This window comes from Mycolicibacterium flavescens (genome assembly GCF_001722335.1).
Lineage (GTDB): Bacteria > Actinomycetota > Actinomycetes > Mycobacteriales > Mycobacteriaceae > Mycobacterium > Mycobacterium flavescens.
The window spans coordinates 155,435-164,916 of record NZ_MIHA01000003.1; the positions used below are offsets into that span (position 1 = coordinate 155,435).

15 protein-coding genes are annotated in these 9,482 nt (G+C 69.1%); 2 read left to right on the forward strand and 13 right to left on the reverse strand.

From position 1 onward, the window contains the following. Nucleotides 1-6 precede the first annotated feature (6 nt). The 4 genes from BHQ18_RS05185 to BHQ18_RS05200 are packed head-to-tail and all read right to left on the reverse strand — an operon-like array spanning nucleotide 7 to nucleotide 2,181. A complete protein-coding gene (locus BHQ18_RS05185) occupies nucleotides 7-885 on the reverse strand; it encodes a helix-turn-helix transcriptional regulator (RefSeq protein WP_069412510.1) in 879 nt (292 codons plus the stop codon). Nucleotides 886-926: 41 nt separating this feature from the next. After that, complete coding sequence (locus BHQ18_RS05190) at nucleotides 927-1,343, reverse strand: PPE domain-containing protein (RefSeq protein ID WP_069412511.1); 417 nt, start codon at nucleotides 1,341-1,343, stop codon at nucleotides 927-929. Beyond that, nucleotides 1,340-1,582 (reverse strand): PE domain-containing protein, encoded by a 243-nt coding sequence (locus BHQ18_RS05195; RefSeq protein WP_069412512.1) that lies wholly within the window; start codon nucleotides 1,580-1,582, stop codon nucleotides 1,340-1,342. Before BHQ18_RS05195 ends, BHQ18_RS05190 begins: the two co-directional genes overlap by 4 nt. Next, entirely contained in the window at nucleotides 1,579-2,181 is a 603-nt protein-coding gene (locus BHQ18_RS05200) for a sigma-70 family RNA polymerase sigma factor (protein ID WP_069412513.1), read from the reverse strand. Before BHQ18_RS05200 ends, BHQ18_RS05195 begins: the two co-directional genes overlap by 4 nt. Nucleotides 2,182-2,470: 289 nt before the next feature. On the opposite strand from BHQ18_RS05200, the gene BHQ18_RS05205 reads away from it, so the two are divergent. Further along, nucleotides 2,471-2,905, forward strand: a complete 435-nt coding sequence (locus BHQ18_RS05205; protein WP_069412514.1) for a hypothetical protein — start codon at nucleotides 2,471-2,473, stop codon at nucleotides 2,903-2,905. 19 nt (nucleotides 2,906-2,924) lie between these two features. On the opposite strand, the gene BHQ18_RS05210 is transcribed toward BHQ18_RS05205, so the two are convergent. From BHQ18_RS05210 to BHQ18_RS05225, 4 genes are read right to left on the reverse strand one after another with little or no spacing between them, the layout of a single operon-like run. Beyond that, complete coding sequence (locus tag BHQ18_RS05210; RefSeq protein WP_069412515.1) at nucleotides 2,925-3,245, reverse strand: EthD family reductase; 321 nt, start codon at nucleotides 3,243-3,245, stop codon at nucleotides 2,925-2,927. Between the two features lie 11 nt (nucleotides 3,246-3,256). Continuing rightward, nucleotides 3,257-3,919 carry a GntR family transcriptional regulator gene (locus BHQ18_RS05215; protein ID WP_069412516.1) on the reverse strand — a complete coding sequence of 221 codons (663 nt, stop codon included), beginning with the start codon at nucleotides 3,917-3,919 and terminating at the stop codon, nucleotides 3,257-3,259. Between the two features lie 29 nt (nucleotides 3,920-3,948). Continuing rightward, the gene (locus BHQ18_RS05220; RefSeq protein ID WP_234794076.1) at nucleotides 3,949-4,245 is read right to left on the reverse strand and encodes a hypothetical protein; all 297 of its coding nucleotides are present in this window, start codon (nucleotides 4,243-4,245) and stop codon (nucleotides 3,949-3,951) included. Nucleotides 4,246-4,284: 39 nt separating this feature from the next. Next, nucleotides 4,285-4,773: a GNAT family N-acetyltransferase gene (locus BHQ18_RS05225; protein ID WP_069412517.1), complete on the reverse strand. Its 489-nt coding sequence runs from the start codon at nucleotides 4,771-4,773 to the stop codon at nucleotides 4,285-4,287. 88 nt (nucleotides 4,774-4,861) lie between these two features. Between BHQ18_RS05225 and BHQ18_RS05230 the strand changes: the two genes are divergently transcribed. Next, a complete protein-coding gene (locus BHQ18_RS05230) occupies nucleotides 4,862-5,713 on the forward strand; it encodes an SDR family oxidoreductase (protein ID WP_069412518.1) in 852 nt (283 codons plus the stop codon). Between the two features lie 17 nt (nucleotides 5,714-5,730). On the opposite strand, the gene BHQ18_RS05235 is transcribed toward BHQ18_RS05230, so the two are convergent. The 5 genes from BHQ18_RS05235 to purT are packed head-to-tail and all read right to left on the reverse strand — an operon-like array spanning nucleotide 5,731 to nucleotide 9,468. Further along, on the reverse strand, nucleotides 5,731-6,141 hold the full coding sequence (locus BHQ18_RS05235; RefSeq protein ID WP_069412519.1) for a hypothetical protein: 411 nt from the start codon (nucleotides 6,139-6,141) through the stop codon (nucleotides 5,731-5,733). After that, complete coding sequence (locus BHQ18_RS05240; RefSeq protein ID WP_069412520.1) at nucleotides 6,142-7,380, reverse strand: O-succinylhomoserine sulfhydrylase; 1,239 nt, start codon at nucleotides 7,378-7,380, stop codon at nucleotides 6,142-6,144. Further along, the gene (locus tag BHQ18_RS05245; protein ID WP_069412521.1) at nucleotides 7,377-7,790 is read right to left on the reverse strand and encodes a rhodanese-like domain-containing protein; all 414 of its coding nucleotides are present in this window, start codon (nucleotides 7,788-7,790) and stop codon (nucleotides 7,377-7,379) included. The genes BHQ18_RS05240 and BHQ18_RS05245 overlap by 4 nt, the downstream gene beginning before the upstream one ends. A 20-nt stretch (nucleotides 7,791-7,810) precedes the next feature. Further along, nucleotides 7,811-8,206: an Rv0361 family membrane protein gene (locus tag BHQ18_RS05250; protein WP_084293909.1), complete on the reverse strand. Its 396-nt coding sequence runs from the start codon at nucleotides 8,204-8,206 to the stop codon at nucleotides 7,811-7,813. Nucleotides 8,207-8,262: 56 nt separating this feature from the next. Continuing rightward, nucleotides 8,263-9,468 carry a formate-dependent phosphoribosylglycinamide formyltransferase gene (gene purT, locus BHQ18_RS05255; protein ID WP_069412523.1) on the reverse strand — a complete coding sequence of 402 codons (1,206 nt, stop codon included), beginning with the start codon at nucleotides 9,466-9,468 and terminating at the stop codon, nucleotides 8,263-8,265. Between the last annotated feature and the right edge of the window lie 14 nt (nucleotides 9,469-9,482).

Consider the following 9,482-nt stretch of genomic DNA (forward strand, 5'->3'; position numbering starts at 1 on the left):
CGACGGTCACGCGACGACACGATGCGCAGATTTCGGCGGGTCACCACCCGTGGCAAGCTCGGAACTGTCCTCGTCGTCGGCCTCGGCCAACCGCTCGAGCGCGGCGAACGACGACGTACCCGGCCGCGCGTGGAACACCACCACCGCCAGATCCCAGGCGGCGGCGATGTGCAGCTTCTCGGAGAACACTTCGAGCGGTCCGACGACGGGGTGGCGCATCCGGATCGGGTTCTTCGGTGCCGGCTGCACCTCCGCACGCGACCACAGCTCACGGAAGTGTTCGCTGCTGTCCGTCAACTCGCGGATCAGCCGCCGCGGCCGCTCCGCGGTCATATCACCGCCGATCGAAAGACGTAGCTGCGCAACGCAGTTCGCTGCCGCGCGATCCCAGTCGACGAACAACGCGCGGCTGCGCGGGTCGGTGAAGATCGCCCAGATGCGGTTCTCCCCGACCCGCAGGTTCGGCGACAGCCGCGGTGCGAGCCGATTGGCGGCCAGCACATCGGTGTACCTGTTCTGGATGATCGCAGGCACCGCGAGGCCGTCGATGAGCAGCCGGCTGCCCTCGGGTATGCACGAATTGCTCTCGTCCGCACGCAACCTCGTCGGGTTCGCCAACTCCAGCAGGTGGCGCGTCTCGAGTGGATCGAGACCGAGCGCTCGGGCCAGCGCCTCGCACACCGCCGGCGAGGGGGTGCGGACCCGCCCCTGCTCGAGACGGCTGTAGTACTCCACGCTGATGTTGGCCCTGGCGGCCACTTCTTCCCGTCGCAGGCCGGGAACACGGCGCGGCCCGACCCCCAACAGCCCGACCTCCTCGGGCCGCCGCCGGGCGCGCTGCTGACGAAGAAACTGTGCGAGCGGACTCGCGTAATAGGAGGACACGAGTATTTAAACGTTTCAATGGCCGGGACGGTTCAACTTTCTTACTTGCGTCCGGGACCGCCGGGCGGCTGAGGGGTGCGCCAGGGCCGGATGCTCGCCCGGCACGCCCGGTCGTAGTCGCGCATCACCTGCGCGACGGCCCGGTCGTCGGCTTCTCCCGCGGCGGTTTCGGCAGGCATTCTCAGCACCGAGACGCTGTGGGCGACCGAGGCGTTCTCGGCGCGGCGGGCGGCGGCGGCCGCGCTCATGCTGAGCTCACGCAGCCACCGGCCGAACCGTTCGAGCCGGTGGGCAGCATCGTCGTCACCCGCGCGCTTCAGTTCCGCGACTGCGTCGTCGCAGTCGTCGGCGACCCTGTCGAACTCCTCGGCGATCAGCACCCACCCGGCGCTGGCGCGGGCAAGCGGACCCGGTCCGCGTCCGCGGGTGAGCTCGCCGACCACCTCGTTGTAGCTCATGGTTCACACCGTTCTTCCGGCCGCAATGCTTGCGCCATTCCGCGGATCTCGGCGGCACCCCGGTTGACCGACCGGGAGAACTCCTCGGCCATCCGGTTCAGGGACTTGGCCACCCGACGGGATATCTCATCGTCGCCTGCCGCGGAGACCTCGAGATCGGCGCGCTCGCGGGCCAGCAGCGCGTCGATCCGCTCTGCGATCACCTCGAGGTGTCGTACCACGCCCGCATCGCCGCTCATGCCCGTCGCTCCACGCCCGGGATGGCCGGTTGCCGGGCCGAGACGCAGCCTAACGGGCGGTGCTGCAACAGATCCCGCATCCGCAGGCGGGCCCGGTGCAGTCGGGATGCCACGGTGCCGACCGGGATGCCGAGGATCTCGGCGATCTCGACGTTGCGATAGTCCAGCACGTGCGCGTAGAAGACCGTGAGCTTGAGATCGTCCGGCAGAGCCCTGACCGCGCCCGCGACATCACCGGCCAGCGACTCCAGTGCCCGCGCCTCGGCCGACCGGGATTCGGGCCGCACGGCCGCCGAATCCGATTGCGCGGTCTCCAACGAGGCGTCGCCGGCCAACCAGGTCGGCGGTCGCCGTTTCGCGCTTCGGTAGTTGTCGACGAAGACATTGGTCATGATGCGGTGCAGCCAGGCGCGCATGTTGCCGCCCGCCTTGAAGGTCGGCAGCCCGACGTAGGCCTTCAGCAGGGTCTCCTGCACGAGGTCTTCGGCGTCGTTGCGGCATCCGGTCAGTCCGTAGGCGTTGGTGCGCAGGTAGTCGAAATGGGGCATGACGTCTCGGACGAATTGCACCTCTGCGTCGTCGCGGTGAGTCGGGTTCATCGGAAGTCCTCGGTTCGGGCCGGTGGCGCGTTCGACGCCTGCTCGGATGAACACTCTCGAAATGCAATATATTGCACGTTGCGCTGCGATGTCCGGGGCAGCAGGCAAGCGGGTTGTCCGGTCCATGGGGCGATCGTCGCCGTCCCGTCACCCGCCAACCAGGATCAATCAGTGCCTGGGACGCGGCGCAGGCTCACTGAACCCGGGCGGGCTGTGAATCAGCTCACACAGGTGAATCACCGGGCGGCCGAAGGCGTTTTCAGGGAGGCCACCGAGATCTGGAGACACGATGAACCACACCACCGGCGCCGCGCTTCCCGGCGTCGGAGCTCACCTTGCGGGCCGGCTGTTCGCCGGCCGGCTGGACCACCAACTCGCGGTCGGGGTCATACCCGGCTCCGGCACGGCACTCGCCGTCCACGCGGAACGCCTGCGGTCAGACCGTGAGCGTCATGCGATCGCACGGACCCTGCGCAGAGCGCTCGACGAGGCCCGGGCCCGTCACGCCCCGGGACTGTCGGCGATCGGGGCTCACCGGCACAACGTCAGCGCTTCAGCCGACACCATCCACGCGGTCGCGCTGCGGTTGCACGCACCGCGACCGGTCCGCGCGATGGGCATGGCCCGGCTGCGCCGGATTCTGTCCGACCCTCAGGGGCCGATGTACCACGGCGGCACGGGCGATCTCGACGGTCGGCTCAACGCAGCGCTCGCGGCACTGTGATGATGCGCGACCGGCACCGTCAGTGCGACGGCACCTCGACGTCTGACATCAGCACGCGCACACCGCCGGTGGACAACCGTGCCATCGCCTCGAAGAACGCGCTCGCTTCGGGAGTGGACACCGCATCGACCGCCGTGTCGTAATCGGGGTAGTACAGATCGATCATCCGGTACGCCGGAGTCGGGCTGCCGTCCTCCTTCGGCCACACCTTCGACGCTTCCAGCCGCAGGTAGCCCGGGATATTGCGGGCGGCCTGCAGCTGTTCGTCGGGGTATGCCGCCTCGAACGCAGCGGGATCGGTCGGGTTGTCGTAGATGACGGTGACCTTCGTTTCGGACATGGGCGTCCCTCTCAGATGGTGTCGTTATCGACGAGAGACGACAATGTCTCCCAGTTCTGTTGTGTCGCCTCGGCTGCGGCGTCGGCCTCACCGCGGCGGCAGTGATCGATGATCCGCTTGTGCTGGGCGATCGACTGCCGGCCGGTCAACGAGGAGAAGCGCAGGTACTCGAGCCTGCGCAGCACCGGGGTGACCTGTTCGAGCACCGAGCGGATCGTTCCGTTGCGGCTGGCTTCGACGGCGACGTTGTGGAACTCGTCGTCGCTGCGCAGGGCGGCCTCGGGGTCACCGGCGGCGAACGCGGCGGCGAAATTCTTGTTGGCCTTGGTCATTGCCGTGATCTCCGCGCTGCCCATCAGCGGCACCGCGGTGCGGACCGCGAGCGCGTGCATCGCCGCCGCGACCGCTTGAGCGTCGAGCACGGTCTTGCGTTCGATCGTCGAGACCACCGTGGACCGACCGGGTGTGGTGTGCACCAGACCCGCCGCCTCGAGGCGTCCGATCGCCTCGCGGATGGGTGTGCGGCTGACACCGAGCCACTCCTCGAGTTCTGCGTCGCGCAGTTTCTCGCCCGGCTGGAAGGTCCCGTTGATGATCGCGTCCCGCAGCGACACATAGGCCTGCTCACGCAGCAGTGACCGCTTGTGCTTACCGCTTTCCGACGGGACCGGCATGCAATATATCGTATCTCACGATTAGCGGGTCAGGTCAGATTCTGATATCCGAGCAGGAACACCGCGGTCAGCGACAGCCCACACGCCACCACGACCGTCGGCATCAGGATCATCGCGTCGAGTTCGTCGTCGTCGAGCACGTCGCTGTCGAATCGGCCGAACAGCACGCGCGCCACCCCGGTGCGGCGGAAGGTGTGCACCATGCTGCGCACGGCCTTGGCCTCGCGGTGCCGGCCGATCAACACCCGCGACGTCACCCCGATCAGAAAGGTCAGCACGCCTGCGGCAACCAGCAGCCAACCGACCATCGTCTGCGACAACACCACGTCACCCCCGGGTTCGCGGGCCAGCCTAGTGCCCGGCGCTCAGCCCAGCGCCTTGACGAAGGCGACCGGGTAGACGTCGCCTTCGGCGGGCAGGGGTTCGGCCAGCCGCGAATAGCCGGCCGAGATGTAGAGCGCCTCCGCTTCGGGCTGGCGGTCCCCGGTGGTCAGGTAGACCCGCCGATATCCGCGGCTCACGATCCGCGACTCGAGTTCGGACAGCAGCGCCTTGGCCAGACCCTGCTTGCGGTGATGCCGGTCGGTCCAGATCCGTTTGAGCTCGGCGGTGGCGTCGTCGAACCGGCAGAACGCACCGCCGGTGACCGGCCGGTCGCCGAGCAGCCCGACCACCAGATCGCCGTGCGGCGGGGTGAACGCGTCGGCGGGGTGGCCGCGCAACCAGGTCAGCACCGCGCTCTCGGTGGAGCCGTAGCGCCGCGAGTACTCGACCGCCAGGTCGGCGAACAGCGGCTCGACCAGCGGGTCGTCCTGGGTGACGGCGATGAAGTTCAGCCGGGTGGACTCGGACATCACGTCGATCTCAACGCTTTCCGGGCTGAAGCATTCCAGGTGGCCAACCTCTTCCCCGCAAAACTTGACACGTGTAAAGTTTAGCGGCATGGACAACATCAGGGGTAAGACCGTCGCGATCACCGGCGCCGCCCGGGGTATCGGGTTCGCGACCGCGAAGGCGCTGCTGGCCCACGGTGCACGCGTGGTGATCGGCGACCGCGACGTGGCGTTGCAGGAGTCGGCCGTGGCCACGTTGGGCAACCTGGGACCCGCGTCGGGGTACCCGCTCGACGTCACCGACCGCGAGTCGTTCGCCGCCTTCCTCGACAAGGCCCGCACCGACGGTGGCGGCCGCATCGACGTGCTGATCAACAACGCCGGCGTGATGCCGATCGGGCCGTTCGTCGACGAGTCCGAGCAGTCGATCCGCTCGTCGCTGGAGGTGAACCTCTACGGCGTGATCACCGGCTGCCAGCTGGTGCTGCCCGAGATGATCGCGCGCCGCAGCGGCCACATCATCAACATCGCGTCGCTGTCGGGCCTGATCCCGGTGCCGGGCCAGGTGGTCTACGTCGGCGCCAAGTTCGGCGTGGTCGGGCTGACCGCGGCGCTGGCCGACGAGGTCGCGCAGCACCACGTCGACGTCTCGGTGGTCATGCCGCCGTTCACCAAGACCGAGCTGATCTCGGGCACCCGGAGCGGCGGCGCGATCAAGCCCGTCGAGCCCGAGGAGATCGCCGCCGCGATCGTCAAGACGCTGCAGAAGCCCAAGACGCACGTCGCGGTGCCCACACCGCTGCGGTTCACCGCGCAGGCCGCGCAGATGCTCGGCCCCCGCGGCCGCCGTTGGCTGAACAAGAAGCTGGGCCTGGACCGGGTGTTCCTGGACTTCGATCCGAACGCCCGCAAGGGTTACGAGGACCGCGCCCGCACGGCCCAGGGCGTCGTCGAGAGCTGACCTCGCCGAGCTCGGCGTCAGAAGCCGGGGATGGGGTCGCCGAGCCGGTGGGCCTCGATGAGCTCGAGGTTGGCGAACAGCTCGTCGAAGTCGAACTGGTAGTCGTCGGCGGTGCCGACGAACACGACGTGCGCGATGTCGGCGACGTCGTCGGCGGTCAGCACGATCGTCGTGACATTGACCAGGTCCTCGTCGGGCACCTCGGCGTGTGACGGCGGATAGAACCACAGCGCCGACTCCTCGTCGGACAGGTCCTCGTCGAACACCCAGCCGCGCTCGGTGATTCGCGCGTCGAACGCCTCGAGCACCGCGGCGGTCGTACTCTCCTCGGTGAGCGCGTCCAGCACCTGGTCGGGCACCCAGCGCTGATCGCGGGCGGCCTGCCGCTTGCGCCGCCGCGCCTTCTTCTTGTCGCTGCCCCGCGACATCTAGCCCAGCGCCCGGTCGAGGTCGTCGAGCAGGTCGTCGGTGCCCTCGAGCCCGATCGAGATGCGCACCACGCCGTCGCCGAGCCCGATCGCCGCCCGCCCGTCGGGTCCCATCGCCCGGTGCGTCGTGGTCGCCGGGTGGGTGATCAACGACTTCGAGTCGCCGAGGTTGTTCGAGATGTCGACGATGCGCAGCTTGTCGAGTACCTCGAACGCGCGCTCCTTGGCTGCGTCTGGATTCCCGGCTCCGCCGGGGGCCGCCAACTCGAACGTGACAACCGTTCCGCCGCCGGTCATCTGGCGCTTGGCCAGCTCGAACTGCGGATGCGACTCCAGGAACGGGTAGCGCACCCAGCTCACCGCCGGATGGCCCTCGAGGAACTCGGCGATCCGCTGGGCCGACGCGTTCTGGTGCTCGACCCGGATCGCCAGTGTCTCCAGACCTTTGAGCAACGTCCAGGCGTTGAACGGGCTCAGCGCCGGCCCGGTGTGGCGCATCAGCTTCTGCACCGGCTCGTCGATGTACTGCTTCTCGCCGAGGATCGCCCCGCCGAGCACCCGGCCCTGACCGTCGATGTGTTTGGTGCCGGAATACACCACGACGTCGACGCCCAGCGGGAAACCCTGCTGCAGGATCGGGGTGGCGAACACGTTGTCCAGCACCACTTTCGCGCCTGCGGCGTGCGCCATCTCGGAGACCGCGGCGATGTCGACCAGCGACTGCATCGGGTTCGACGGCGTCTCGAAGAACACCGCCTGGGTGGGCACCGAGAGCGCCTGCTCCCACTGCGACAAGTCGTCGCCGTCGACGAACACCGTCTCCACACCCCAGCGCGGCAGGATCTCGTTGCACACCACGAAACACGAACCGAACAGGCTGCGCGCGGCCACCAACCGGTCCCCCGCGGCCAGCAGCGCACCCAGCGAGGTGAACACCGCGGCCATCCCGGTCGCGGTGGCGAAACACGCCGGGGCACCCTCGATCAGCCGCAGCCGCTCCTCGAACATCGAGATCGTCGGGTTGCCGTAGCGCGAGTACACGTACCGGTCGACCTCACCGGTGAACGCCCGTTCCGCTTCTGCCGCCGACGAATACACGTAACCCGACGTGAGGAACAGACCCTCGGCGGTCTCGTCGAAGCCGGACCGCAGCAGCCCGCCGCGCACGCCGAGGGTGGCCTGGCTGACACCCTCGGGCAGTTCCGCGGGTATGCGGACCGACGGCACCTGCTCACTCATGACTGCTTCCAAGGCAATCCGACGGCCTTCCAGCCGGCCCGGCCGCGGTGCCGGTTCTCGTCGAGGTCGCCCTCGAACCCGTCGAGAATGTTGTAGGACGGCCCGATCCCGGCCTCGGTGGCGGCTTCGGCCGCGCCGATCGACCGGTTCCCGGAGCGGCACAGGAACACCACCGGCCTCTCGCCCGGTGTGATGCCCGCGCGCTGCAGATCGTCGACGAACGACTCGTTGTGCGTGCCGTCGAAGCGGTTCCATTCGATGAACACCACGTCGCGCTTCAGCGACGACAGGTCCGGCACCCCGACGAAGCGCCACTCGGCGTCGGTGCGGCAGTCCACCAGCACGGCTTCGGGGGTCTCGGCCAGCAGCGTCCAAGCCTCCTCGGGCGTGATGTCTCCGGCGTATGTCACGGTCGTTGAGTGTCCCACAGCTACCTGGGGCCCTGGGAGCAGACCTTCCAGCCGTCGCCCTCGCGCACGAACCTCATCTCGACGGTTTTCTTGTCGTCGGCCGCGTTGTCGAAGTGGTAGACCACCTTCGCGGTGGCCCGGTCCCCGTCGATCGCGACGTCGGTGACGTCGTCGACATAGCGCTCGCCGTGCTTGCCGACCGAGTCCCGTTGCGCGGCAAGGACATCCTGCTCGGTACCGTGCTGGCCCGCGCAGGTGTAGTCGCGGAAGTCGGCGTAGCTCTGCCGCTGCAGCGCGTCGTTCTGGCCGACCGCCGCGCGCGCCACCTGCTGATCGGGCGGCGGGGTGTCGTCGCCGAAGAAGTTCAGCAGCCAGATTGCGATCACCACGAGCACAAAGATGGTCAGCCCGATCATGAACGGTGCCGCGGTCGAGATCTCGCGGGGTGCGCCGTCGTCGTCGCCCACCGGCGTCACCACAGACCCTGCAGGGACGCCGTCACCCGCCGGGCTCGGTCGCGCGCCACGATCGGATCCGGTGCGGTGGCCAACGCGACCGCGAGCCGCCGCCGGGCTTCGGTCTCGTCGGGGCGGTCGAACAACCGCAGATCGCTCTCGGCGACCTCGAGCGCCTCGGCGAGCACCCCCTGCCGGTCGACGCCGGCGCTGATCTTCATCTCGGCGCCCGCGTAGGTGACCTCGGCCGCGGCGGGCGAGATCATGATCGTGTCCACGGGCAGGCCGAGGATGGCGCGGGCGTGCAGCTCGAATTCGGAGAGCCGCTGCGAGCGCAGCGTGACCAGGCCGCTGTCGTGCGGGCGGGGCCGGACGTTGTCGAAGTAGACCTCGTCGCCGCGCACCAGCAGCTCCACCCCGAACACGCCGCGTCCGCCCAGCGAGTTGACGATGCGGGCGCCGATCGACTTCGCCGAGTCCAGCGCGGTCGGGGACAGCGCCTGCGGCTGCCAGGTCTCGAGCACGTCGCCGTCGCGCAGGCGGTGCCCGATGGGCTCGCAGAAGTGCACGGCGGGCCCGGTCGGGCCGACGGTGCGCACGGTCAGCAGCGTCACCTCGACGTCGACGTCGACCACCGATTCGGCCATCACCCGGTTGTGCGGGATGCGGCCGGCGGCCACCGCGCGGTGCCATGCCGGTTCGACGTCCTCGGGCCGCACCAGCACCGACTCGCCTTCGCCGGGAGCCGACGCGATCGGCTTGACCACCAGCGGGAAGCCGGCGTGCTGGGCGACGGCCGCCAACTCCTCGGTCGAGCCGGCGAACCAGAACGGCGCGGTCGGCAGCCCGAGCTCGTCGGACGCCAGCCTGCGCAGGCCCTCGCGGTCCAGCGACAGCCGGGTACTGCGCGGGGTGGGGAACACCTCGACCGCGCCGCGTTCGGCGACGGCGATCAGCGCGTCGGTGGCGATCAGCCCCGCCTCGGCGACCACGTAGCGCGGCCGCTCGGTCTCGATGAGCGCGGTGAGCGCCTCGGCGTCGTTCATCTTGACCACGGCGGACCGGTCGGCGACCCCGTGCGCCGGCGCGTCGGCGTACCGGTCGACCGCGATGACCTCGGTGCCGAGCCGCTGAAACGCCAGCGCCAGCTCGCGGCTGAGCTCCGAGGAACCGAGCAGCATCACGGCGTCGGTCACGGGTCCGTTGTCGGTGCTGTCAGTCATCGCGCGTCCAGGCT

Coding starts and splice junctions, on each gene's coding strand:
- BHQ18_RS05190 (WP_069412511.1), bottom strand. CDS start 1,343: ATGAGCTACAACGAGGTGGTCGGCGAGCTCACCCGCGGACGCGGACCG.
- BHQ18_RS05195 (WP_069412512.1), bottom strand. CDS start 1,582: ATGAGCGGCGATGCGGGCGTGGTACGACACCTCGAGGTGATCGCAGAG.
- BHQ18_RS05200 (WP_069412513.1), bottom strand. CDS start 2,181: ATGAACCCGACTCACCGCGACGACGCAGAGGTGCAATTCGTCCGAGAC.
- BHQ18_RS05205 (WP_069412514.1), top strand. CDS start 2,471: ATGAACCACACCACCGGCGCCGCGCTTCCCGGCGTCGGAGCTCACCTT.
- BHQ18_RS05210 (WP_069412515.1), bottom strand. CDS start 3,245: ATGTCCGAAACGAAGGTCACCGTCATCTACGACAACCCGACCGATCCC.
- BHQ18_RS05215 (WP_069412516.1), bottom strand. CDS start 3,919: ATGCCGGTCCCGTCGGAAAGCGGTAAGCACAAGCGGTCACTGCTGCGT.
- BHQ18_RS05225 (WP_069412517.1), bottom strand. CDS start 4,773: ATGTCCGAGTCCACCCGGCTGAACTTCATCGCCGTCACCCAGGACGAC.
- BHQ18_RS05230 (WP_069412518.1), top strand. CDS start 4,862: ATGGACAACATCAGGGGTAAGACCGTCGCGATCACCGGCGCCGCCCGG.
- BHQ18_RS05235 (WP_069412519.1), bottom strand. CDS start 6,141: ATGTCGCGGGGCAGCGACAAGAAGAAGGCGCGGCGGCGCAAGCGGCAG.
- BHQ18_RS05240 (WP_069412520.1), bottom strand. CDS start 7,380: ATGAGTGAGCAGGTGCCGTCGGTCCGCATACCCGCGGAACTGCCCGAG.
- BHQ18_RS05250 (WP_084293909.1), bottom strand. CDS start 8,206: ATGATCGGGCTGACCATCTTTGTGCTCGTGGTGATCGCAATCTGGCTG.
- purT (WP_069412523.1), bottom strand. CDS start 9,468: ATGACTGACAGCACCGACAACGGACCCGTGACCGACGCCGTGATGCTG.